Source organism: Micromonospora sp. URMC 103, assembly GCF_051386435.1.
GTDB lineage: Bacteria > Actinomycetota > Actinomycetes > Mycobacteriales > Micromonosporaceae > Micromonospora.
Genome location: NZ_JBPQTR010000003.1, coordinates 85,395 through 109,042, shown reverse-complemented (window position 1 = coordinate 109,042; position 23,648 = coordinate 85,395). Strand labels below are relative to the sequence as shown.

23 protein-coding genes are annotated in these 23,648 nt (G+C 72.4%); 17 read left to right on the top strand and 6 right to left on the bottom strand.

What is annotated here, in order from left to right; genetic code table 11:
• Position 1: 1 nt before the first annotated feature.
• The 4 genes from ACSNOA_RS00885 to ACSNOA_RS00870 all read right to left on the bottom strand — a co-directional run bounded on the left by ACSNOA_RS00885 (position 2) and on the right by ACSNOA_RS00870 (position 4,772).
• A complete protein-coding gene (locus ACSNOA_RS00885) occupies positions 2 to 769 on the bottom strand; it encodes a VOC family protein (protein WP_436655202.1) in 768 nt (255 codons plus the stop codon).
• Between the two features lie 95 nt (positions 770 to 864).
• Positions 865 to 1,602 carry an ABC transporter permease gene (locus ACSNOA_RS00880; protein ID WP_436655200.1) on the bottom strand — a complete coding sequence of 246 codons (738 nt, stop codon included), beginning with the start codon at positions 1,600 to 1,602 and terminating at the stop codon, positions 865 to 867.
• 13 nt (positions 1,603 to 1,615) lie between these two features.
• Positions 1,616 to 2,536, bottom strand: a complete 921-nt coding sequence (locus tag ACSNOA_RS00875) for an ABC transporter ATP-binding protein (protein ID WP_436655198.1) — start codon at positions 2,534 to 2,536, stop codon at positions 1,616 to 1,618.
• A 145-nt stretch (positions 2,537 to 2,681) separates the two neighbouring features.
• Positions 2,682 to 4,772, bottom strand: a complete 2,091-nt coding sequence (locus tag ACSNOA_RS00870; RefSeq protein WP_436655196.1) for a HelD family protein — start codon at positions 4,770 to 4,772, stop codon at positions 2,682 to 2,684.
• Between the two features lie 466 nt (positions 4,773 to 5,238).
• On the opposite strand from ACSNOA_RS00870, the gene ACSNOA_RS00865 reads away from it, so the two are divergent.
• The 3 genes from ACSNOA_RS00865 to ACSNOA_RS00855 are packed head-to-tail and all read left to right on the top strand — an operon-like array spanning position 5,239 to position 8,035.
• Positions 5,239 to 5,820 (top strand): ArsR/SmtB family transcription factor, encoded by a 582-nt coding sequence (locus ACSNOA_RS00865; RefSeq protein ID WP_436655194.1) that lies wholly within the window; start codon positions 5,239 to 5,241, stop codon positions 5,818 to 5,820.
• 40 nt (positions 5,821 to 5,860) lie between these two features.
• A complete protein-coding gene (locus tag ACSNOA_RS00860) occupies positions 5,861 to 7,147 on the top strand; it encodes an MFS transporter (RefSeq protein ID WP_436655192.1) in 1,287 nt (428 codons plus the stop codon).
• 33 nt (positions 7,148 to 7,180) lie between these two features.
• A complete protein-coding gene (locus tag ACSNOA_RS00855; protein WP_436655189.1) occupies positions 7,181 to 8,035 on the top strand; it encodes a menaquinone biosynthetic enzyme MqnA/MqnD family protein in 855 nt (284 codons plus the stop codon).
• 463 nt (positions 8,036 to 8,498) lie between these two features.
• Here the strand turns inward: ACSNOA_RS00855 and ACSNOA_RS00850 are convergent, their stop codons facing one another.
• Positions 8,499 to 9,443, bottom strand: a complete 945-nt coding sequence (locus tag ACSNOA_RS00850) for a serine hydrolase (RefSeq protein WP_436655187.1) — start codon at positions 9,441 to 9,443, stop codon at positions 8,499 to 8,501.
• A complete protein-coding gene (locus tag ACSNOA_RS00845) occupies positions 9,443 to 10,426 on the bottom strand; it encodes a hypothetical protein (protein WP_436655185.1) in 984 nt (327 codons plus the stop codon). Before ACSNOA_RS00845 ends, ACSNOA_RS00850 begins: the two co-directional genes overlap by 1 nt.
• Before the next feature lie 372 nt (positions 10,427 to 10,798).
• Here ACSNOA_RS00845 and paaA point away from each other — a divergent pair, with 372 nt between their 5' ends.
• The 14 genes from paaA to ACSNOA_RS00775 all read left to right on the top strand — a co-directional run bounded on the left by paaA (position 10,799) and on the right by ACSNOA_RS00775 (position 23,596).
• Complete coding sequence (gene paaA, locus ACSNOA_RS00840; RefSeq protein ID WP_436655183.1) at positions 10,799 to 11,866, top strand: 1,2-phenylacetyl-CoA epoxidase subunit PaaA; 1,068 nt, start codon at positions 10,799 to 10,801, stop codon at positions 11,864 to 11,866.
• Positions 11,863 to 12,150, top strand: a complete 288-nt coding sequence (paaB, locus tag ACSNOA_RS00835; protein WP_167999671.1) for a 1,2-phenylacetyl-CoA epoxidase subunit PaaB — start codon at positions 11,863 to 11,865, stop codon at positions 12,148 to 12,150. Before paaA ends, paaB begins: the two co-directional genes overlap by 4 nt.
• On the top strand, positions 12,147 to 12,872 hold the full coding sequence (gene paaC / locus ACSNOA_RS00830) for a 1,2-phenylacetyl-CoA epoxidase subunit PaaC (RefSeq protein WP_436655181.1): 726 nt from the start codon (positions 12,147 to 12,149) through the stop codon (positions 12,870 to 12,872). The genes paaB and paaC overlap by 4 nt, the downstream gene beginning before the upstream one ends.
• Positions 12,866 to 13,342, top strand: a complete 477-nt coding sequence (gene paaD / locus ACSNOA_RS00825; protein WP_436655179.1) for a 1,2-phenylacetyl-CoA epoxidase subunit PaaD — start codon at positions 12,866 to 12,868, stop codon at positions 13,340 to 13,342. Before paaC ends, paaD begins: the two co-directional genes overlap by 7 nt.
• A complete protein-coding gene (gene paaE / locus ACSNOA_RS00820) occupies positions 13,339 to 14,448 on the top strand; it encodes a 1,2-phenylacetyl-CoA epoxidase subunit PaaE (protein WP_436655177.1) in 1,110 nt (369 codons plus the stop codon). Before paaD ends, paaE begins: the two co-directional genes overlap by 4 nt.
• Before the next feature lie 303 nt (positions 14,449 to 14,751).
• Positions 14,752 to 15,942 carry a cyclic dehypoxanthinyl futalosine synthase gene (gene mqnC / locus ACSNOA_RS00815; RefSeq protein WP_436655175.1) on the top strand — a complete coding sequence of 397 codons (1,191 nt, stop codon included), beginning with the start codon at positions 14,752 to 14,754 and terminating at the stop codon, positions 15,940 to 15,942.
• A gap of 423 nt (positions 15,943 to 16,365) precedes the next feature.
• On the top strand, positions 16,366 to 17,616 hold the full coding sequence (locus ACSNOA_RS00810; protein ID WP_436655173.1) for a cell wall anchor protein: 1,251 nt from the start codon (positions 16,366 to 16,368) through the stop codon (positions 17,614 to 17,616).
• A 106-nt stretch (positions 17,617 to 17,722) separates the two neighbouring features.
• Positions 17,723 to 18,433 (top strand): demethylmenaquinone methyltransferase, encoded by a 711-nt coding sequence (locus tag ACSNOA_RS00805; RefSeq protein ID WP_436655171.1) that lies wholly within the window; start codon positions 17,723 to 17,725, stop codon positions 18,431 to 18,433.
• Between the two features lie 85 nt (positions 18,434 to 18,518).
• On the top strand, positions 18,519 to 18,743 hold the full coding sequence (locus ACSNOA_RS00800; RefSeq protein ID WP_436655169.1) for a hypothetical protein: 225 nt from the start codon (positions 18,519 to 18,521) through the stop codon (positions 18,741 to 18,743).
• A 207-nt stretch (positions 18,744 to 18,950) separates the two neighbouring features.
• Positions 18,951 to 20,228, top strand: a complete 1,278-nt coding sequence (locus ACSNOA_RS00795; RefSeq protein WP_436656166.1) for a geranylgeranyl reductase family protein — start codon at positions 18,951 to 18,953, stop codon at positions 20,226 to 20,228.
• Between the two features lie 133 nt (positions 20,229 to 20,361).
• Complete coding sequence (locus ACSNOA_RS00790; protein WP_436655167.1) at positions 20,362 to 20,727, top strand: NADH-quinone oxidoreductase subunit A; 366 nt, start codon at positions 20,362 to 20,364, stop codon at positions 20,725 to 20,727.
• A 14-nt stretch (positions 20,728 to 20,741) separates the two neighbouring features.
• Positions 20,742 to 21,422 (top strand): NuoB/complex I 20 kDa subunit family protein, encoded by a 681-nt coding sequence (locus tag ACSNOA_RS00785; RefSeq protein WP_436655165.1) that lies wholly within the window; start codon positions 20,742 to 20,744, stop codon positions 21,420 to 21,422.
• Between the two features lie 55 nt (positions 21,423 to 21,477).
• The gene (locus tag ACSNOA_RS00780; protein WP_436655163.1) at positions 21,478 to 22,215 is read left to right on the top strand and encodes an NADH-quinone oxidoreductase subunit C; all 738 of its coding nucleotides are present in this window, start codon (positions 21,478 to 21,480) and stop codon (positions 22,213 to 22,215) included.
• A gap of 52 nt (positions 22,216 to 22,267) precedes the next feature.
• A complete protein-coding gene (locus ACSNOA_RS00775) occupies positions 22,268 to 23,596 on the top strand; it encodes an NADH-quinone oxidoreductase subunit D (RefSeq protein WP_436655161.1) in 1,329 nt (442 codons plus the stop codon).
• The last annotated feature ends 52 nt before the right edge of the window (positions 23,597 to 23,648 follow it).

Here is a 23,648-nt window from a genome sequence, read left to right as displayed (position 1 = left end):
TCTACTCGGCGGCGCCCATGTCGATCACCGAGAAGAGGGCGCCCTGCGGGTCACGGAGGGCGGCGAACCGGCCCGCCGGCACGTTCCGGGGCGGCACGAGGATGGTCCCGCCCAGCGCGGCGGCGCGGGCCGCCGTCGCGTCCGCGTCCTCCACCGCGAAGTAGACCGTCCAGTAGGCCGGCAGGTCGTCCGGGAAGTCGTCGGCGAGCGGAGGCATCATCCCGGCCACGATCTGGGCGCCCAACCGCCAGCCCGTGTAGGTCATCGACCCGACGGCCTGGTCGTCCGGCTGCCAACCGAAGACCAGCTCGTAGAAGACCTTGGCCCCCTCCGGGTCGGGGGTGACCAGCTCGTTCCAGCCCATGGCCCCCGGGACGTTGAACACCTCGCCGCCGGCCATGCCCATCGGCTGCCACACGCTGAACGAGGCGCCCGCCGGGTCGGCGAAGACCGCCATCCGTCCCCTGTCGAAGACCTCGAACGGCGGCACCACGACCTGCCCGCCGGCCCGCTCGACCCGGCTGGCGACCAGGTCGGCGTCGTCGGTCGCCATGTACGTCGACCAGATCGGCACCTGGTCGGGGATGGCCGGCGGGCCGGCGCCGGCCACCGCGCGCCCGCCCAGCAGGAAGACCGTGTAGCCGCCCGCCTCCGGTTCCGCGGCCACCCGACCCGTCCAGCCGAACAGCTCCGGATAGAAGCGTCGGGCGTCGTCGAGGTTCGGGGTGGCCAGGTCGGCCCAGCAGGGCGTACCGGGCGGGACGGTCACGTCGACCCCTCTCGGTCGGGGGTGGCCACGATCCGGCCCCCTGCCGGAATCCTGGCACCGACCCGTCGACGTACGAGGTAAAAACGGACTAATCGTCAGCTAAAGCGGCGGCCCTCGTCGCGCCGGTACGCCCAGGCGGCGACCGTCGCGAGCACCACGATCCAGACGACCAGCATGGCGAGCGAGAGCGGCCGCACCGGGTAGTCGCCCACGGCCGCCCACATGAGCTCGACGGCGCCGCGGGTGGGCAGGTAGGGCGCGACCACCTCGATGAACCCGGGCGCCTCGTCCGGGGCGGAGAGCAGGCCGCCGCCGAACGCGAGCGGGAAGAAGACGATCTGCGCGACCACGATGGCCGCCTTGCTCGGCAGCGCGTATCCGATGGCGAGCCCCATGAGCGTGAATGGCACCGACACCACGGCGACGGTGGCGGCGGCCAGGACGAACGCGGCCGGGGTGATCGTCGCGGCGGTCAGCGTCGCGCCGATGACCACCACGGGAACCAGCGAGAGGTACGTGAGCACGAGGCCGGCCAGCACCCGACCGGCGAACCGGGGCGCCGGCCCGGCCGGCAGGGTCCGGGTGTACGGGTTCCAGGGCTGGTCGCGATCCTCGGCGACCCCGATGCCGTACTGGAAGATGTTGGCGCTCATCACCGAGAACGTCACCATCGCGGCGGTGGCGAACGTGGCGCCGACCGGGTCCTTGCCCGCGAAGGGCACCACGAAGAAGAGCATCGCGGCGGCCGGGAAGAACGCGCTGCCCACGACGGCGATCGGAATCCGGATGATCTCCAGCAACTGGTAGCGGGTGTGGACCAGGGCGAGCTGCACGGGCGTCCCCTTCTCAGGCGGTGGTCGGTCGGCCGGCGGCGGCGAGGGTGTCGCCGGCGCCGAGCGGCTGCCCCTCCGCCGTGATGGCGAGGAACGCCTCCTCCAGCGACGTGGGGCGCACCTCCAGGTCGGCGAAGGGCACGCCGGCCCCGACCAGGTCCCGGACGAGCTGGTCGGCGTCGGTGGTGAGCAGGTGCGTACGCCCGTCGACCCGCTCGGTGCGCACCACACCGGGCAGCGCGGGCAGGTCGTCGGCCACGAGACTGACCCGGCGGACGCCCACCACGGCCCGGATCGCGTCCACCGTGTCGTCGGCGAGCACCCGACCCTGCCCGATCACCACGACCCGCTCGGCGAGCGCCTCGACCTCCTCCAGGTAGTGGCTGCTCAGCAGCACCGTCCCGCCGTCGGCGTGGAAGGCGCGGATCGCCTCCCAGAGCGTGTGGCGCGCCTCCACGTCCAGGCCCGTGGTCGGCTCGTCGAGCAGCACGAGCCGGGGCCGGCCCACGAAGGCAAGCGCCACCGCGAGCCGCCGACGCTGACCGCCGGAGAGGCCGCCGGTCTGCCGGCGGGCCTGGTCGGCCAGGCCGAACCGGTCGAGCAGCTCGGCCCGGGGGACCGGGTCGGCGTAGTGGGCGGAGACGAAGTCGACGACCTCGCCGACCCGCAGCGTGCCGGGCAGGCCGGTCTCCTGCGGGGTGACGCCGATCGCGCGGCGGGACGCCGGGTCACGCGGGTCGCCGTCGAACAGCTCGACCCGGCCCGAGGTGGGGCGGCGCAGCCCGACGAGCAGGTTCATGAGCGTGCTCTTGCCGGCGCCGTTCGGCCCGAGCAGGCCGACCAGCTCACCGGCCCGCACCTCCAGGTCGACCCGGTCGAGGGCGAGGACGTCGCCGTACCGGCGGCTGGCCTCGACGGCACGCGCGAGGATCATGGCTGCTCCTTTGGGGGAGTGGCTGCCGGCAACGGTGGTGCCGGGACCACGGTAGGACACCGTGCCAATCCCGGTGGTCCCACGCAGCGGCCGACGACGGTGACCGCCCGGTCGGTCCGGCCGGGCGGTCGTCCGGGGTGGAGAGTCAGGCGAGCGGCGCGGGCAGCGGCGCCGTGTGCAGCACGGCGAGGCGCGACACCGCCCGGGTGAGCACCACGTAGAGCCGGTGCAGGCCGCGCGGCTCGGCGGCCACGATGGCGGCCGGCTCGACCACCACGACGTGGTCGTATTCCAGGCCCTTGACCAGCGTCGCCGGGACCACGGTGACACGCGCCGCGGCGGCCACGTCGTCGGCCGTCGCGGTCTCGACCCCGGCGGCGGCGAGCGCCGCGCGCAGCCCCTCCACCGCGTCGTCCGCCGCGATCACACCGACCGAGCCGTCGTGCGCGAGCGCCGCGCGGACCTCGGCCACCGTCGCGGCGGTCAGGTCGGTCACCGTACGCACGTCCAGGCCGCCGTCGTGGCGCAGTGACTCGGCCGGCGGTACGTCGACGGCGAGCGCGGGCAGCAGCCGGTTGGCGAACGCCACCACCGCGGCGGGCACCCGGAAGCCGACGGTCAGCGGGACCACGGCGGCGTCCGGCTTGCCCAGGTGGGCCAGGGTCTTCCGCCAGTCGGTGGCCGCCCACGGCGCGGTGCCCTGGGCGAGGTCGCCGAGGAGGGTGATGGACCCGTGCTCGCTGCGACGCGCGATGGCCCGGCACTGCATGGCGGAGAGGTCCTGCGCCTCGTCGATCACCACGTGGCCGAACCCGGCCGGCCGCTCGACGAGCCCGTACGCCTCGTCGACGAGCACCGCGTCGGCCGCCGTCCACCGGGTGGCCTTCGGCGTACGGCCGAGCTTCGTGCCGGTCGCGCCCCGGCCCGCTGCACCGGCGGCCCCCCGGAGCAATGCCTGCTCCTCGGCGCTGAGCAGCCCGTCGGCCGCCGCGGCCAGCACCGCCGGGTCGCTCAGCAGCGTGTGCACCAGCCCCTCCGGGGTGAGCGCCGGCCAGACGGCGTCGAGGAAGTCGGTCACCGGCCGGCACTTCGCCATCCGGCGCAGCCAGGCGTCGCTCGGCGACTCGGCGCGGCGCGCCTCGGCCTGCCGTTGCAGCAGGCTCACCACCCGCGCCCGGACCCGCTCCCGGCCGACGCCGTACGGCAGACCCTCCCGGCGGGTCTCCTCGACGACCCGGTGCAGCGGCTCCAGGCCGATGCGCCAGCGGAACGAGCCGTCGGACACGGTGATCGGCTCGGTCGGTTCGCCGATGTGCGCCTCGAGCGCGCGGCGCAGCACCTCGGCCATCCGCACGTCGTGCTTCAGCGTGGCGGTGGCCGGGTCGTCGACGGCGCGTACCGGCACCCGGGCGACCAGGTCCTCGACGGTGGCCTGCTCGACCTCGACCTCGCCGAGGGCCGGCAGCACGGCCGCGATGTACGACAGGAACGCGCGGTTCGGCCCGACGATCAGCACGCCGGCCCTGCGCAGGCGCTCCCGGTGCAGGTAGAGCAGGAACGCGGCCCGGTGCAGCCCGACGGCCGTCTTACCGGTGCCCGGCGCCCCCTGTACGCAGATCGAGTCCGCGAGGTCGGCACGGACCAGCTCGTCCTGCTCCGGCTGGATGGTGGCGACGATGTCCCGCATCGGCCCGACGCGGGGGCGCTCGATCTCGGCGGTCAGGATGCGGCTCGTGGTGCCCAGTTCCTCGCCGCGGTCCAGGTGCTCGTCCTCGAAGCTGGTCAGGACCCCGGCGCTGAACCCGAACCGGCGGCGTACCGCGACACCCTGCGGGTCCCGTGCGCTGGCCCGGTAGAACGACCGGGAGATCGGTGCCCGCCAGTCCAGCACCATGGGCTCACCGGCCTCGTCGGTGACGTGCCGCCGCCCGACGTGGTACCGGCGGCCCGCGTGGTCCGGGTCGGCGTCGCCGAAGTCGAGCCGGCCGAAGAAGAGGGGCGTGGTCGGGTCGTCGGCCAGCTCCTTGACCCGCCGCGCCATGTGGCGACCCAGTTGCTCGGCGGTGTAGGCGTCACCGGCGACCTTGTCGCCGGTCGCGAAGAGGGCCTGGGCGCGCTCGCGCATCACGCGCAGGGCGGCCCGGGACGATTCGAGGTGGGCGCGTTCGGCGGCGAGTTCCGCGTCGAGCGCGACCGGTTCGCCGGGATCGTGTGAGGTGTGGGCAGCAAGGGTCATCCGAGGCGACCTTCCGGTGCGTTTCGTGTGATCGGTTGACCTGGGCCGCCCGGCGCTCCGTCGACGCGGTGTCGGCTGTGCCCGTAGGCAGGATGGCGCGGCGACGCGCGCGGTCGTCCACCCTACGCCCCGGCGCCGTCCGCCGCGACGGCATTTCCACAGCCCCCGCGCGCCGCTCCCGCTCGCCCCCCGCGCCCACCCCGCCCGCCCCCCCCCGCGCCCCGCCCCCCTTCCCGCGATCTTGCACTTTCGGCCCAGGCGAAACGGGCGAGCCGGTCATATCGAGGGCCACAAGTGCAAGATCGCCGAGGCGAGGCGAGGCGAGGTGAGGTGAGGTGAGGTGGGCGAGGCGGGGCGAGGCGCGGGCGCGGCGCGGGCGCGGCGCGGGGCGGGGCGAGGCGGGGTGGCGTGGGGCGCGGGCGTGGGGTGGGTGACGGGGTGGGGTGGGGGACGGGATCATGGGGGGATGACCGAGCCGCGTGCCGAGCGGCGTGGGGTGAGGATCAGCGACCCGCAGGTGATGCGGGCGCTGGCTCATCCGGCCCGACTCACGATCATGGAATATCTGAGTTCGCTTCCGCAGGGTGCGACGGCCACCGAGTGCGCCGAGATCGTCGGCCAGTCGCCGAGCGCCACGAGCTACCACCTGCGGGAGCTGGCCAAGGCCGGCCTCGTCGAGCCGGCGCCGACCCGGGGCGACGCCCGGGAGCGGATCTGGCGGGCGGTCGGTTCGGGCTGGACGGTCGACGCGGGGCGGGGCGCGGAACCCGAAGCGAGGGCGGCGGAGCGGGCGCTGGTCGAGGCGTGGCTGGCCCGTGAGATGGAGCGCAGCCGGGACTGGCTGCGGCGCGCGCCCGACGAGCCCGCCGAGTGGTACGACGCCGCCCGGCTCTCGGACAGCCAACTCCTGCTGACGGCGGAGGAGCTGACCGAGCTGAACGAGGCGATGGACCGGCTGATCGAGCCGTACCGCAAGCGGACGCGGGTGGACCCGCCCCCGGGCGCGCGCACCGTCTCCATCCACCTCAAGGCGCTGCCCCTGGAGTGAGGGGTTGCCCTGGACAAGTGTGAAGGATTATTTTCGAAACATGTCCTTCACACCTGCTCCGTCGCGCTGGTCGGACGTCTGGCTCGTCACCGTCAGTCGGGGCGTCTCCAGCTGCGGGGACTTCCTCGCGGCGAGTGCCCTGACGCTCGCCCTGCAGAGCGCCGGCGCGGGCGGGCTGGCCGTCTCCGGCCTGCTGCTGGCCGCCACGCTGCCGCTCGTGGCGCTGGCCCCGCTGACCGGGCGGCTCGCCGACCGCGTCGACAGCCGGACGCTGCTCGTCGTGGCGGGCGTGCTCCAGGCCGCCATCTGCCTCGCGCTGGCGTACGCCACCTCCCCGGCGCTCGTCATCGTCCTCGTGGGACTGCTCGCGGCGGGCCTGGCCGTGACGCAGCCGGTGCTCACCGCGCTGGTCCCCGCCATGGTCCGGCCGGCGGACCTGCCCCGGGCCAGCGCGCTGCACCAGTCGGCCGGCACGCTCGGCGCGCTCGCCGGGCCCGCGCTCGCCGGGGTGCTGGTCGGCACCTTCGGAGCCCGGCTCCCGCTGCTCGTCGACGCGGCCAGCTACCTCGCCCTGGTGGCTGCCGGGCTGCTGATCCGTACCCGGCGGGGTGGCCGCCGGACGGTCGAGCCGGCGGCGAGCACCCACACGCCGGCGCCCGCGTGGCGGCTGCGCGGCGACCCGCTGCTGTTCGCCACGGTCACGGCCGTGGCGGGCGTGGTGGGCGCGGTGGGCGCCATCAACGTGGTGGAGGTGTTCTTCATCCGCGAGACGTTGCACAGCACCACGACCATGTACGGGCTGGTCACCGGCGCCTGGACGCTGGGCGTCCTGGTCGGCGGATGGATCTTCGTACGAGCGGTGGCGCGCTTCCACCGCGACGGCCCGCTGGCCGGGTGGGGCCTCACCCTGCTGGGCGGGTGCTGCCTCGCCGTGCTCGTCTCGGCGGCCGTGCCGTCCGCGCTCCTGCTGGTGCCGATCTGGCTGCTCGGCGGCATCTGCAACGGCGGCAACAACGTGTTCGGCAACGTGCTGCTGGCCCGCCGGGTGCCGGAGGCGGCCCGCGGTCGTGCCTTCGCCGTGTACGGGGCGGCGGTGCAGGGCGCGTCGATGGTGGGCTACCTGCTCGGCGGTTTCCTGCTCGAACTGGTCGACCCCCGACCGCTGGTCGCCGCCGCCGGGGTCGCGGGGCTGGTTGCCGTCGCCGTGCTGGCGCTGCCCGTCCGCCGTGGGGTGGCCGCGGAGCGGGCTGCCACGCCGGGCCCGGCCGAGCGGGGGACGACGCGGGCTCCGGATGCGGGGTTGGCCACTCCCACACCGGGCCGCTGAGCCGGCACCCGCGGGCGGGGATACGGTCGGGGCATGGCTGCTGATCGCATCGCCCGCCCTCGGGTCGGGCACATCCAGTTCCTGAACTGCCTCCCGATCTACTGGGGGCTGATGCGATCCGGAGCGCTGATCGACGTGGACCTGCACAAGGACACGCCGGACCGGCTGAACTCCGCGCTCGTGGCCGGCGATCTGGACATCGGGCCGATCTCGCAGCTCGAGTACCTGCGGCACGCCGACGAGCTGCTGCTCCTGCCGGACCTGGCGGTGGGCAGCGACGGACCGGTGCTCTCGGTCAACATCGTCTCCACCCGGCCGCTGACCGAGCTGGACCACGCCCGGGTCGCGCTCGGCTCGACCTCGCGGACCGGGGTGCTGCTCGCGCAGCTGCTGCTCAAGGAGCGGTACGGGGTGAACCCGGAGTACTTCCGCTGCCCGCCGGAGCTGAGCCAGATGCTGCTGGAGGCGGACGCCGCGGTGGTCATCGGCGACGTGGCGCTGCGCGCCCTGTACGAGGCGCCGCGCCAGGGCCTCGAGGTCACCGACCTGGGGCAGGCGTGGCGGGACTGGACCGGTCTGCCGATGGTCTTCGCCGTCTGGGCGGTACGCCGCGACTTCGCCGCCGCCCATCCCGGCGTCGTGAAGGAGGTGCACGAGGCGTTCCTGCGCTCGCGCGACCTCTCCCTCGCCGAGCTGGACCAGGTGGCCGAGGCGGGTGCCCGGTGGGAGCCGTTCGACGCCGCGACGCTCGCCACGTACTTCCGGACCCTGGACTTCTCCCTCGGCGAGCGGCAGGTCGCCGGCCTGCGGGAGTTCGCCCGCCGGGCGGCCGCCCTCGGCGAGGCCCCGGCCCTGCCGGACGGTGGCCCGGAGTTCTTCGCCGGCTGAGCCGCCCGGCCGGGCCCGCCGGCTGAGCCCGCCCCGGCCGGGCCCGCCGGCGTGGGCCGGCCCAGCCCGGCCCATCCGCCGTCGGTAGACCAGCCACAGTCGCCGCCGGCCGAGCCCTTCCGGGCTCGGCATCGGCTTGATCGACTCGGGTTCCCTGAAGTCGCGGTATCCCTCGCTATCGGACACCGCGACTTCAACGAAACCGAGTCGATCAAGCGACTGGTACGTCCCGGCGACCGGCGCCGGGAGGAGGCACGGTCGCGGAGACCTCGAGCAGCCGGTTGGGCGCGGCGGCTGGACTTGCCGGGGCCGAGTGCGGGAAAGATCCACACCGGTTCGCCGGAATGGCGGTGTCCCCACGCCCCGGACCCCGCCACATCGCCGATCTGGCGCCGCGCCATCGAGCGGCTGAACGGCCGCCGGCCAGGATCAGACCCCGGGCCGGATCAGACCCCGGGCCGGATCAGACCCCGGGCCGGAGCAGGGCCTCGGTGATCTTCTGGCAGTTCTTCATGCCGTAGTCGTAGCCCATGTCGATCGGGTAGCGGACCATCACGCCCATCGTCCAGGTGTCGCCGATGGCCAGGCAGTTGATGTGCATCTCCTGCTCCTTGGTCCGGTCGATCCACCCGTTCTTGATGGCGATCTTCTTCTGCTCGGCGGCCGGGAACGCCTTCCGGATGCCGAAGTCGCCCGCGCCCCGCACCAGGCGCATCTCGTTGAGCAGCCACTTCGTCCACGTCGGGCCGGCTGCCTTGCCCTCGGCGATGCAGTTGCCCATGCGGGCGGTGTCGCGGGGCGAGAGGGCAGTGCGGCTCCAGCCGCCGTCGGGCGCGACGCTGCTGTCGGTGAGGCCGCACATCGAGATGAGCCGCTTGATCGAGGCGGAGCGGCCCACGTTGTCGTAGAACTGCTCGGCCCGCGTGTTGTCGCTGTCCCGGATGATCCGGGTGGCGTCGGCCAGCTTGGCGTCGCTCGGCGTCTGGCCGTTCTCGTCGGCGCGGCGCAGGTAGTCGGCGACGATCCAGGACTTGATCAGCGAGGCGGTGGTGCTCGTCTCGTCCATGTTCTTCGAGCCGATAATCTTGCCAGTGCGCCGGTCCAGCACGGACCAGCTGTACCACCCCTCGATGTCCAGGTCGAGGTCCTTCGCCACGAAGGGCAGCGGCTCGAGTGACGGGCTGGGGCTGGGCCGCGCCGAGGGCCGGCTGCTGCGGTCGCCGGGAGCGGTCGTGGACCTGTCCTCCTGGCCGGCGCCACCGCCCGCGCCCCACTTCGCCGCGGCATCGGAGCCGAACGGCGACCCGGGCACCAGGCGCAGGGACACGAGGACCAGCCCGATGAGGACCACGGCCACGGCGATCAGGCGAAGCGGCGAGGCCTCGCCGTTGCGGCGTTTTCCGGCCATCAGAGCTTGCCGACCGGCTGCTGCGGCACCTTGAGCGCGGCGCCCGGCTGCGGGGTCACCAACTGGGTGGCCACGCTCGCGCAGACCTTCGCCCCGTAGGAAAGCCCGTTCTTCACCGGGTAGCGCATCATCACGGCGAGGCTCCACTTGCCCGTGACGGCGAGGCAGTTGACGTGCCAGTTGCCGTCGTACGCGAGCGGGGTCCACCCGTTCTTGATGCTGACCGGTCCCTGCGCCTTGATCGACGCCGGCAGGCCGTCGACGATGCCCCACTTGCCGCCGCCGTACGTGTCGTGCTGGTCCTTCACGCTGCCGCGGACCTTGCTCATCTCGTCCAGCACCCACTTGGTCCACTTCGGGCCGGCCGCCTTGCCATCGGCAATGCAGTCGCCGAGCCGGACCGCGTCCCGGGGGGACATCCGGGTGAAGCTCCAGAAGCCCTCGTACTTCGGCACGTTGCCGCGCTTGGTGTCGGTGAGGCCGCAGATCGTGATGGCACGCTTGATCACCGGGCTCGGCTGGCCGTTGGGGTAGATCTTGTACGAGCCGCCGGCCGCCGTGTTGACCGCGTTGGCCGCGTCGTCGTTGCTGTCCCGGATGGCCTTGCTGGCCAGCTTCAGCATCTCGGCGGGCGGCTCCCTGTCGCGAAGCTGGCGCAGGTAGTCGCTCACGATCCAGGCCTTGATCATCGACTCGGTCGAGCTGGTCGAGGCCATGTTCTTCGCCCCGGAGATCGCGCCGGTCTTGCGGTCCAGAAGAGCCCACGAGAAGAACTCACCGTTGAAGTTCACCGAGACCGGGCCTGCGGCCAGGGTGGGCGGTGGCGGCGGGGTGGGTGCGGGCGCGGCGACGCTTCCGCCGCCGCCGCCGCTGCTCTCCGCGTCGCCACCGGCGGAGAGCCGGGCGTACGCGGTGGGGACGAGCAGGACGCCACCGAGGACGACCGCCACGACGGCGAGCACCATGGTCACGCGGGAACGCATGAGTGGGTGAACTCCAGATGTCAGGGCCGGGGGGACCGGCTTCTTGCCAGGAACGGACCGGCTCGACGCCAGGGCCGGGGGTCGACGGCCCGAGTGGTGGCGGCGATCGTTGGCAGCCGATCGGTGTGACGCGGAAAGTCTACGTCCGGATGGGGCGTACGCCAGAACCCACCTGCTGGCAAGTTGCCATGAAGGCGGGATATCGAACCGTTATGCGGCTTCTGGTCCCATTCATCTTTGTGTCGTGACTCAGGTCATACCAGCCCCGGGAGGGGCCGAGCGCGGCGAATCGGCGATCCGGTATGGAAGGCGACGTCGCATTCCTGTTACACCCTCTGGTTTCTTGGGGTGCAAGCTGTAACACTTGACCTCATGTATGGCAACGACTTCGGCGCCCCGGAGGAGGCACCCGGCGGCGGCCTGCTCGGCGAGGTCGAGGCGGCGGAGGCCGCACTGCGGGAGGCGGCGGCCCGACAGCGCCGCGGCGGGCCCGCGCCGGACGACGACCTGGCGGGATACTTCGCCGGGGTCGTCGAGGCCGACCAGAAGATCGAGCCGCGCGACTGGATGCCGGAGGCGTACCGCAAGACGCTGATCCGGCAGATCGCCCAGCACGCCCACTCCGAGATCATCGGCATGCAACCGGAGGGCAACTGGATCAGCCGGGCGCCCTCGCTCAAGCGCAAGGCGATCCTGCTCGCCAAGGTCCAGGACGAGGCGGGCCACGGCCTCTACCTCTACGCGGCCGCCGAGACCCTCGGGGCGAGCCGCGACGAGCTCGTCGACCTTCTGCTCAGCGGCCGGCAGAAGTACAGCTCGATCTTCAACTACCCCACGCTCACATGGGCGGACGTCGGCGCCATCGGCTGGCTGGTCGACGGCGCGGCGATCGTCAACCAGGTCCCGCTGTGCCGCTGCTCGTACGGGCCGTACGCCCGAGCCATGATCCGGGTCTGCAAGGAGGAGTCGTTCCACCAGCGGCAGGGCTACGAGATCCTGCACACGCTGTCGCACGGCACCCCCGCGCAGAAGGCGATGGCGCAGGACGCCGTCGACCGCTGGTGGTACCCGTCGCTCGCCATGTTCGGGCCGCCGGACGGCGAGTCCACGCACTCCGCGCAGTCCATGGCCTGGAAGATCAAGCGCTTCTCCAACGACGAGCTGCGCCAGCGCTTCGTCGACATGTGCGTGCAGCAGGCCGAGGTGCTCGGCCTCACCATCCCCGACCCGGACCTGCGCTGGAACGAGGAGCGGCAGGCGTACGACTACACCCAGCCCGACTACGACGAGCTGATGCGGGTGATCTCCGGCGACGGGCCGTGCAACCGGCAGCGGATGGAGCACCGGCGCCGCGCCCACGCCGAGGGCGCCTGGGTGCGGGAGGCCGCCGCGGCGTACGCCGCCAAGCGGGCGGAGCAGAGGGAGAAGGTGGCAGCGTGAGCACGGAACACACTCCGCTGTGGGAGGTCTTCGTCCGGGCGCGGCGCGGGTTGTCGCACACGCACGTCGGGAGCCTGCACGCCCCCGACGCCGAACTGGCCCTGCGCAACGCCCGGGACCTCTACACCCGCCGCCAGGAGGGCGTCTCCATCTGGGTGGTGCCGGCCAGCGCGATCACGGCGTCCAGCCCGGACGAGAAGGACGCCTTCTTCGACCCGGCGGCCGACAAGGTCTACCGCCACCCGACCTTCTACGAGGTGCCGGACGGGGTGGCGCACCTGTGAACGGGCCGTACGAGTTCACGCTCCGGATCGGCGACGACGCGCTCGTCGCAGCCCAGCGGCTCGCCGAGTGGACCACGCGCGCGCCGGAGATGGAGGAGGACATCGCCCTGGCGAACATCGCCCTCGACCAGCTCGGCGCGGCCCGGCTGCTGCTCACGTACGCGGGTGAGCTGGAGGGCGCGGGCCGGGACGAGGACGCGCTCGCGTACCTGCGCGACGACCGCGAGTTCCGGAACTGTCTCCTGGTCGAGCTGCCCAACGGCGACTTCGCCGTGACCATGGCGAAGCTGCTGTTCCTGTCGGCGTACCAACTGCCGCTCTACACGGCGTTGGCCGGCTGCGCCGACGAGCGGCTGGCCGCCATCGGCGCCAAGGCGCGTAAGGAGTCGGCGTACCACCTGGACCACAGCTCGCTCTGGGTGCGGCGGCTCGGTGACGGCACCGAGGAGTCGCACCGGCGGATGCAGGCGGCGGTCGACCAGGTGTGGCCGTACACGGCCGAGCTCTTCGCGCCCGACCCGGCCGCGCCGGTCGACCCGGCGACGCTGCGGGCGGAGTTCGACGCCACGGTGGCGAGCGTGCTCGACGAGGCCACGCTCACCCGCCCCGAGACGGGCTGGGCGCCCGGCGGCGGCCGGGACGGTGTGCACACCGAGCACCTGTCGTACCTGCTGGCCGAGATGCAGGTGCTGCACCGCGCCCACCCCGGAGCGACGTGGTGAATCCCCGGGAGGCCGTCGCCGCCGTGGTGGACCCGGAGATCCGGGTGCTCACCATCGACGAGCTGGGCATCCTGCGGGCGGTCGACGAGGATCCGGCGAGCGGCCGGGTCGTCGTGACCATCACCCCCACCTACACGGGCTGCCCGGCCATGGACGTGATCCGCGCCGACATCCGCCGGGCGCTGGCCGCGGTCGGCCATCCGGACGCCGAGGTCCGCACCGTCCACCACCCGGCCTGGAGCACGGACTGGATCTCCGAGTCCGGGCGGGCCAAGCTCGCGGACGCGGGCATCGCCCCGCCGACGCCCGTCCGCGCGCCCGGCGCCGTGCCGCTGACCCTCACCGTGCGCTGCCCGCGGTGCGGCTCGCCGGAGACGGAGCGGCTCAGCCGGTTCGGCTCCACCGCGTGCAAGGCGCTCTGGCGGTGCCGCTCCTGCTCCGAACCCTTCGACCACCTGAAGGCGCTGTGACAGTCACCATCAAGCGGCCGGTCCGTCGCCGGCCGATCTTCCACCCGCTGCCCGTCGCCGCCGTCGACCGGCTCACCGACGACGCGGTGGCCATCACGTTCGCGGTGCCCGACGACCTGCGGGAGACGTTCGCGTTCCGCGCCGGGCAGCACCTCACCGTCCGCCGCGTCGGCGAGGACGGCGCGGACGTGCGCCGGTCGTACTCCATCTGCTCCACCCCGGACGAGCTGGCCCGGCACGGCCGGCTGCGGATCGGCGTGCGGGAGGTGCCCGGCGGCGCCTTCTCCGCGTTCGCCTGCGGCGCGCTGCGCGACGGCGACACCGTCGAGGTGCTGCCGCCGCTCGGGCACTTCACGACGGCCTTCGACCCGGCCCGGGCCCGCCACTACGGCGCGGTGGTCGCCGGGTCCGGCATCACCCCGGTGCTCGCGCTGGTCGCGACCGCGCTGGCCGTCGAGCCGGCCAGCACCTTCACCCTGGTGTACGGCAACCGGCGGGCCAACACGGTGATGTTCGCCGAGGAGCTGGCCGACCTGAAGGACCGGTACCCGGCCCGGCTGCACCTCGTGCACGTGCTCTCCCGGGAGCAGGGCGAGTCGCCGCTGCTCTCGGGGCGGATCGACGCCGACCGGCTGACCCGGCTGCTCGACACCATCGTGCCGGGGGAGCACATCGAGGAGTGGTTCCTCTGCGGCCCGTACGGCATGGTGCTGGACGTCCGTGAGGTGCTCGGCGCGCGCGGCCTGCCGGAGGGGGCGGTGCACACCGAGCTCTTCCACGTCGACGCGCCGCCCGAGCCGCCGCGCCGGGCGACCGAGGACACCGGGGCCGGCGCCGACGTGACGATCCTGCTCGACGGCCGGTCGACGAGCTTCACGATGCGGCGGGACGAGCGGGTGCTCGACGCCGCGCTCAAGGTCCGCGGCGAGCTGCCGTACGCCTGCAAGGGCGGCGTGTGCTCGACCTGCAGGGCGAAGGTGGTGGAGGGCGAGGTCACCATGGCCCGCAACTACGCGCTGGAGCCGGACGAGGTGGCGGCGGGCTACGTCCTCACCTGCCAGTCCAGCCCGACCACGGACAAGCTCGTCGTCGACTACGACGCGTGACGTGTAGAACGAACGACCGGGACAGCCGGTCGCTGGTCGCCTCCGCTCTGGTGGAGTTCGAGGTGCCGCGGGCGCTCCGGCGCTCGGCACCGCAGGCGTTGGTGGGTGTCCCCGGCAGCCCTGTCCCGGCTGTACCGCGTCGAGATCGACGCCGCGAAGGCGGTCGGGCTGCCGGTTGCCAGCCCGGGCCTGGACTGACGGCGTCGGCGTCCTCCGGCTGGACGCCTCCGGTGCCGGCCGCCGACGTCACACCCGGGTGGCCACGCGCCACCGCCGGCGGCCGGGCGACGTAGGCTCGGAGGCGTGACGGTGAGCCGGGAGATCGACGACATCCTGCAGCGCGGCGCGGACGGCGGGCGGATCACGCCCGAGGAGGCCCTGCTGCTCTACACCGAGGCGCCCTTCCACGCGCTGGGCGAGGCGGCCGACGCGGTACGCCGCCGCCGCTACCCGGACAACATCGTCACGTACCTGATCGACCGCAACATCAACTACACGAACGTCTGCGTGACGGCGTGCAAGTTCTGCGCCTTCTACCGGGCGCCGAAGCACCGCGAGGGCTGGACGCACCCGACCGAGGAGATCCTGCGCCGCTGCGGCGAGGCGGTCGAGCTGGGCGCCACCCAGGTGATGCTCCAGGGTGGGCACCACCCCGACTACGGCGTCGAGTACTACGAGGAGCTGTTCTCCTCGGTGAAGAAGGCCTACCCCCAGCTCGCCATCCACTCCATCGGCCCGAGCGAGATCCTGCACATGGCGAAGGTCTCGGGCGTGAGCCTCGACGAGGCCATCGCCCGGATCAAGGCGGCCGGCCTGGACTCGATCGCCGGGGCCGGCGCCGAGATGCTGCCCGAGCGGCCGCGCCGGGCCATCGCCCCGCTCAAGGAGTCCGGCGAGCGGTGGCTGGAGGTCATGGAGCTGGCGCACCGGCAGGGCGTCGAGTCGACCGTCACGATGATGATGGGCACCGGCGAGACCAACGCCGAGCGGATCGAGCACCTGCGGATGATCCGCGACGTGCAGGACCGCACAGCCGGCTTCCGGGCCTTCATCCCGTGGACGTACCAGCCGGAGAACAACCACCTCAAGGGGCGCACCCAGGCGACCACGATGGAGTACCTGCGGCTGATCGCGGTGGCCCGGCTCTTCTTCGAGACCGTGCCGCACCTGCAGGCGTCCTGGCTGACCACCGGCAAGGACGTGGGCCAGCTCGCCCTGCACATGGGTGTGGACGACCTCGGATCGATCATGCTGGAGGAGAACGTCATCTCCTCGGCGGGCGCCCGCCACCGGTCCAACCTGCACGAGCTGATCGGGATGATCCGCACGGCCGGCCGGATCCCGGCCCAGCGGGACACCCTCTACAACCGGCTCGCCGTGCACTGGACGCCGGAGGACGACCCGACCGACGAGCGGGTGGTGTCGCACTTCTCCTCGATCGCGCTCCCGAACGGCGGCGTCGGCCGTTCGCTGCCGCTCGTCGAGGCGAACTGAACCGGTCGCGGCACCCGGTGACCGTACGGGGGTTGTCGCGCGTGAGCGCCGGCCGCTAGATTGCCGGCTCGTCGTCCGTCCGCGCGGGAGCTCCGCTGACCGATCGCCTTCTGCGATCCGGGCCGATCGGGGTCGCGGTGCCGGCCGCGGGTGGTGTGATGGTGCTGGTCGCGCGGCGTCCGGGCTCCTCGTGACCTCCCGACGCGGCTGACGGTCCGGCGACGTCCTCCATCGGCCCATGAGGGCCGTTCACATAACGCAGGGCAGTACGGGCGGGATGGGCAACCATCCCGCCCGCACTGTCCATACGGTCCGGTACGAAGGGACGAAACTCACGCCCGCCGCTGGCGCCGGGTCATCGACCTCCGCTAACGTCCGGCCGGTCCGTGAACGCATTCTTCCTTTCCCTACCCCGGGGGACCGATGAGACCGTTCCACCGCTCCACCCTCGCCCGCGCCGGCGCCGTGGCCCTGCTCGCGACCGTCGGCCTGACCACGGTGGCCGGCCCGGCGCACGCGGAGGACCAGGCGGAGCTGGCGTTGACCCCGTTGAGCTACGAGCTGGCCAAGGGCGTCAAGCAGGCCACGGCCAAGCCGTTCAAGTTCCAGGTCGGCAACACCAGCGGTGTCGACGCCGAGGCCGTGACCGTCACGGTCAACACGAAGGACCTCGACCTCGACCTGGTCGGTGTCGTCGTGCCCGACGGCTGCGAGGCGAAGAAGAAGAGCTTCACCTGCCTCCTCGGCGACCTGGCCGCCGGCACCACGGAGGACTTCGGCATCCCGGTCTTCGCCAAGGGACAGCGCGGCGAGGCCGGCACGATGAAGGTCACGATCAGCGCGGCCAACGCCAAGCGTCGTTCGGTCGACCACGCCATCACCGTCGCGAAGCGCGGTTACGACCTGACGACCTGGGTGCAGGACGTGCAGGCCAACGTCGTCGTCAACGGTGGGGTCATCGACGAGCCGGATCTGAAGCCGGTCCCGCGCGGCGAGACCGTGCCGCTCGACTGGGCGATCTACAACGACGGCAGCCGCAAGGCGACCGGTATCGCGTACGGCATCACTCTGCCGCCTGGCGTGACGTTCGCCCACCTGCCGGTGAGCTGCGTCGAGGCCGACCCGGAACTCCAAGACGGTCCGGCCGAGGCGTACTGCGAGGACCCCGGCGCGGTGCTGTCGCCGGGGCAGTACTACACCGACGACGTGCGTGTGACGATCGGCGCGGACGTCACCGAGCCGGTGCTCCGCCCGGGCTTCGTCTGGGCCGCCGGGCTCGAGAGCGCCGACGGGCCGGCGAAGCAGGCGCCGCGGATCGCCAGCGGCGCGCAGCGCAAGGCTTTCACCGAGGTCGACCCGGGCGACAACATCGCCCAGTTCGACGTCTTCGTGGACCTGTCGGCGCAGCCTTCGCCCACCCCCACCCCCACGCCCACGGGGACGCCGACCGCGACGCCGACTCCCGGTGGCACGGCGACCCCGACCGCGTCGGCCACCCCGGGCGCGGGCGGTGGCGGCGCCGGTGAGGGGGGCCTCCCGGTGACCGGCGTGCAGGTCGGCCTGATCGGCGGCATCGGCGCGGCCGTCCTGCTGGCCGGCGGCGCGCTGTTGCTGGTGTCGCGGCGGCGCAAGGTCGTGCTGGTGGCGCCGGGCGACGAGCAGTCGACCGACTGAGCAAATCTGGTGAGGGGGCGAGACGGCGTCGGCCGTCCCGCCCCCTCAATCTGTGTCGACGTCCCCCACCGCCTGTCGGGCGGCGGACGGCTGGCAGAGTGGAGGGGTGAGTCGCACCCCGCAGGGCCAGCGCGCCAGCCTGGACAAGCAGCCGCACGAGGTCGCCGCGATGTTCGATGGCGTGGCGGCGCGTTACGACCTGACGAACACCGTGCTCTCCTTCGGGCAGGACCGCCCCTGGCGGCGGGCCACCCGAGCCGCCCTCGGCCTGAGGCCCGGCGAGCGGGTGCTCGACGTGGGTGCGGGCACGGGGGTCTCCACGGAGGAGCTGGCCCAGTCGGGGGCGTACGCGGTCGGCGCCGACCTGTCGCTCGGGATGCTGTACGCCGGCAAACGCAGCCGCCCGAGGGTGCCGCTGCTGGCCGGGGACGCGCTGCGGCTGCCGTTCGCCGACGCCAGTTTCGACGCGGTCACCATCTCCTTCGCGCTGCGCAACGTGACCGACCCGGACGCGGCGCTGCGGGAACTGGCCCGGGTCACCCGGCCGGGCGGCCGGCTCGTGGTGTGCGAGTTCAGCACCCCGGTCAACCCGGCGTTCCGCACGGTCTACCTGTCGTACCTCATGCGCTCGCTGCCGGTCGTGGCCCGGGCGGTCTCCAGCAACCCGGAGGCGTACGTCTATCTCGCCGAGTCGATCCGGGCCTGGCCCGACCAGCCGGCGCTCGCGGGGCGGATCGGCGCGGCGGGCTGGCGGAGTGTCGCCTGGCGGAACCTCACCGGTGGGGTCGTGGCCCTGCACCGGGCGGTCCGTGAGTGAGGATGGCGCGAGCTCGCCGAGTACCGACCCACCCTATTTCGTGAATTTCCGTTCTTAGTCCACTTTGCGCCGTAGGCTCGCCCCCATGACGGGACGAGAGCCGGCGGACCGGGTGGACGCCACCGACGACGACGCGGCCGAACTCATCGCGCAGCTGCGGGAGCTGGCCGGCGCCGATCCCGCCGACGTCCGTCAGGTCGTCGCCGAGGTGCTCGCGGCGCTGGACCGCGCGGCCGGCGGCGCGCTGCGCGAACACCTGCCCGAGACGATCCGTGTCGACGCGGGCCTCGACGCCCCGAGCCGGGCCTGACGCCGAGCGTCCGCACGCGACTGACACAAGCGCCCGCACGCCTGACACAAGCGCCCGCAGGCGCCTGACACCAAGCGCCCCGAACAGGCCCCCAAGCGTCACATGCGCAACTTAGGCCCCCCTGGTCGGGCACCCTTGAGACGTCGGTCATAGACTCCCAGCGTCTGGCTTGTGAAGCATTTCACGAGCATGCGGGAGGAGGCGCGGATGACCGCGGTGGAGCACGACGCCGACGTGATCGTCGTGGGCGCCGGTCCCGGTGGCTCGGCGACGGCGTACCACCTTGCGCGGCACGGGCTGCGGGTGTTGCTGCTGGAGAAGACCGAGTTCCCGCGGGAGAAGGTCTGCGGCGACGGGCTGACCCCGCGCGCCGTGCGTCAGCTCGTCCGGATGGGCGTGGACACCTCGCCCGAGGCGGGCTGGCTGCACAACCGGGGGCTGCGCGTCATCGGTGGTGGCGTCCGCCTGGAGCTGGACTGGCCCGACCTCGCGAGCTTCCCCAACTACGGCCTGGTCCGCACCCGCATGGACTTCGACCAGTTGCTCGCCGAGCGGGCCGTCGCGGCCGGCGCCGTGCTGCGCACCGGCGTGAACGTCACCGGGCCGGTGCTCGACGCGGACGACCGGGTGACCGGCGTCCAGGCCGAGGTCGGGCCGGAGAAGTCCCCCGCGAGCTTCCACGCCCCGCTGGTCGTCGCCGCCGACGGCGTGTCCGGCCGCTTCCCGCTCGCGCTCGGCCTCACGAAGCGGGAGGACCGGCCGATCGGCGTGGCCGTGCGGCGCTACTACCACTCACCGGCCAAGCACGACGACGACTACCTGGAGTCCTGGCTCGAGCTGCGCAGCAAGGAGGGCGGCGACAACCTGCTGCCCGGGTACGGCTGGATCTTCGGGCTCGGCGACGGCCGGGTGAACGTCGGCCTCGGCGTCCTCAACTCGTCGTCCGCCTTCGGCAAGACCAACTACCGGCGGCTGCTCACCGACTGGCTCGCCAACACCCCGGCGGACTGGGGGATGACCGACGAGACGAACGCCGACGGCCCGATCCTCGGCGCCGCGCTGCCCATGGGCTTCAACCGGGTCCCGCACTACACCCGCGGCGTGCTGCTGGTCGGCGACTCGGGCGGCATGGTCAACCCGTTCAACGGCGAGGGCATCGCGTACGCCATGGAGTCGGGCGAGCTGGCCGCCGAGATCGCCGTGCAGGCGCTGGCCCGGCCGGCCGGCCCCGAGCGGGAGCGGGCGCTGCAGGCGTACCCGGCCGAGCTGAAGGCGCGGTTCGGTGGCTACTACCGGCTCGGCGGGATCTTCGTGAAGCTGATCGGCCGTCCCGAGGTCATGCGGATGGCGACCAAGCACGGCATGCCGCACCCGACGCTCATGCGCTTTGTGCTCAAGCTGCTGGCCAACCTGACCGACCCGCGCGGCGGGGACGCGATGGACCGGGTCATCAACGCGATGACGAAGGTGGCGCCAGCCGTGTGAGCACGTGGCCCGCGACCGGTGACGGGAGCGGACCGACCGACAGACCCGCCCCCGGCGGCAGCCACCGCGGGGGACGTGAATAGTGTGATTTTCGTCAAGCACGAGGGCAGGGAAGGACGAGCAGGAGAAGAAGATGTCGCTCTCGCCTTACGCACCCATCATCGGGCTGTTCGCCCTCGCCGCGGCGTTCGCGCTGTTCTCCGTGGCCGGTGCCCGCTTCGCCGGTCCCCGGCGTTACAACAAGGCCAAACTCGAGGCGTACGAGTGCGGCATCGAGCCCAGCCCCCAGCCGGTCGGCGGCGGGCGGTTCCCGATCAAGTTCTACCTGACGGCGATGCTCTTCATCGTCTTCGACATCGAGATCATCTTCCTGTACCCCTGGGCGGTCTCGTTCGACGCACTGCCGATCTTCGGGTTCGTGGAGATGGTCCTGTTCATCGTCGCGGTCTTCGTCGCGTACGCCTACGTGTGGCGGCGCGGCGGCCTGGACTGGGACTGAGGAAGGAACGTCAGATGGGCATCGAGGAGAAGCTCCCCGCCGGCGTCCTGCTCACCTCGGTGGAGAAGCTGGTCAACTGGTCCCGGAAGTCGTCCGTCTGGGGCGCCACCTTCGGCCTGGCCTGCTGCGCCATCGAGATGATGGCGGCCGGTGGTCCGCACTACGACATGGGCCGCTGGGGCATGGAGGTCTTCCGGGCCTCGCCCCGCCAGGCGGACCTGATGATCGTCGCGGGCCGGGTCAGCCAGAAGATGGCTCCGGTGCTGCGCCAGATCTACGACCAGATGGCCGAGCCGCGCTGGGTCATCTCGATGGGCGTCTGCGCCAGCAGCGGTGGCATGTTCAACAACTACGCGATCGTGCAGGGCGTCGACCACATCGTGCCGGTCGACATGTACCTGCCCGGCTGCCCGCCCCGTCCGGAGATGCTCATCGACGCGGTGCTGAAGCTCCGCGAGAAGATCATGCACGAGCCGCTCGGGCCGACCGGGCGCAAGATGCACGAGGCGCGCAAGGAGCGCGGCGACGTTCCGGTCGTCCCCTACGGCTCGATGCCGTCGTCGTACCGCAGCGACAAGGCCCGGCGGGCCGAGTGGACGAAGGCCGTCCGCGAGGGCCGCGAGGAGCAGTTGCGGATCGAGAACTGGATGAAGGCCCAGAACCATCTTCAGCAGTACGGGGGCATGAAGAAGTGAGCGCGAGGAGTGCAGCGGAGCGCAGCCCCGCAGTCGCGAACGGAGGTCGGGCACGATGACCGCACCTCACGACAAGCCGAACGACGGCGGCGTCGCGGTTCCGGTGACCCCGGCCGGGGCCAGCAGCACCGCGCCCGCCGAGTACCCGCCGTCGAGCCCGGCCGGGCGAGGCATGTTCGGCAACCAGGGTTCCGGCGACGTCTCCGGCTACGGCGGTCTCGTCCGGCAGCGCCGGCCGATCGAGGCGGCGGCCCGGCCGTTCGGGAGCTACTTCGACGAGGTCTACGACGCGCTGGAGGAGGCGTACCCGGGGTTCGCCGACGCCATCGAGAAGGTCGTGGTCGACCGCGGGGAGCTGACCCTGCACATCCGTCCGGAGCGGATCGCCGAGGTCTGCCAGGTGATGCGCGACGACCTCGCGCTCCGGTTCGAGCTGTGCTCCTCGCTGTCCGGCGTGGACTACCTGGGCGCGGAGGAGCGCCGGCTGCACGTCGTCTACCACCTCACGTCGATGACGTACCGCCGCCGCGTGCGCCTCGAGGTCGCGGTCTCCGCCGAGGCCCCGCACCTGCCCAGCGTCACGGCCGTCTACCCGACCGCCGACTGGCAGGAGCGCGAGACGTACGACATGTTCGGGATCGTCTTCGACGGCCACCCCAACCTGACCCGGATCCTCATGCCGGACGACTGGGAGGGGCACCCGCAGCGCAAGGACTACCCGCTCGGCGGCGTGCCCGTCGAGTACAAGGGTGCGGAAATCCCCCCGCCGGACCGTAGGAGGTCCTACCAGTGAGCGCGAGGAGTGAGCTTGCGAGCCCCGCAGTCGTGAACGGAGGGCCGGCACAGTGACGACGTCCAACTACGCGACCGAGCGCGAGACCACCGAGGGCAAGGTCTTCACCGTCACGGGTGGCGACTGGGACACGGTCGTCTCCGGCACCGACCCGATCAACGACGAGCGGATCGTCGTCAACATGGGTCCGCAGCACCCGTCCACCCACGGCGTGCTGCGGCTGATCCTGGAGCTGGAGGGCGAGACGGTCCGCGAGGCCCGCTCGGTCATCGGCTACCTGCACACCGGCATCGAGAAGAACCTCGAGTACCGCAACTGGGTCCAGGGCAGCACGTTCGTGACCCGGATGGACTACCTCTCGCCGCTGTTCAACGAGACCGCGTACTCGCTGGCCGTGGAGAAGCTGCTCGGCATCACCGACGAGGTGACCGAGCGGGCCACCACGATCCGGGTGCTCATGATGGAGCTGAACCGGATCTCCTCGCACCTGGTCTGGCTCGCCACCACAGGCATGGAGCTCGGCGCGATCAACATGATGCTGTACGGCTTCCGCGAGCGGGAGTTCATCCTCGAGATCTTCGAGCTGATCACCGGCCTGCGGATGAACCACGCGTACGTCCGCCCGGGCGGCGTGGCGCAGGACGTGCCGGACGACGCGATCGTCAAGATCCGTGAGTTCCTTGCCCTGATGCCGAAGCGGCTCAAGGAGTACGAGGACCTCCTCTCCGGCCAGCCGATCTGGATCGAGCGGACCAAGAACGTGGCCGTGCTCGACGTGACCGGGTGCTTGGCGCTCGGCGTGACCGGCCCGGTGCTGCGGTCCGCGGGCCTCGCGTGGGACCTGCGCAAGACCATGCCGTACTGCGGCTACGAGACGTACGAGTTCGACGTCCCCACGCACACCGACGGCGACGTGTGGGGCCGCTACCTGGTCCGGCTCGCCGAGATCCGCGAGTCGCTGAAGCTCGTCGAGCAGGCGCTCGACCGCCTCGGCAAGCCCGGCCCCGTCATGGTGGCCGACCGGAAGATCGCCTGGCCGGCCCAGCTGGCCATCGGCATCGACGGCATGGGCAACTCGCTGGAGCACGTCGCCAAGATCATGGGTCAGTCGATGGAGTCGCTGATCCACCACTTCAAGCTGGTCACCGAGGGCTTCCGGGTCCCGCCGGGCCAGGTGTACGTCGGCATCGAGTCCCCGCGCGGCGAGCTGGGCGTGCACGCGGTCTCCGACGGCGGCACCCGCCCCTACCGGGTGCACTACCGGGAGCCGAGCTTCATCAACCTCCAGGCACTCCCGGCCATGGCCGAGGGCGGCCTGATCGCCGACGTCATCGCCGGCGGCGCCTCGCTGGACCCCGTGATGGGTGGTTGTGACCGGTGAGCGCGAGGAGTGAGCTTGCGAGCCCCGCAGTCGCGAATGGAAGGCGGCTCTG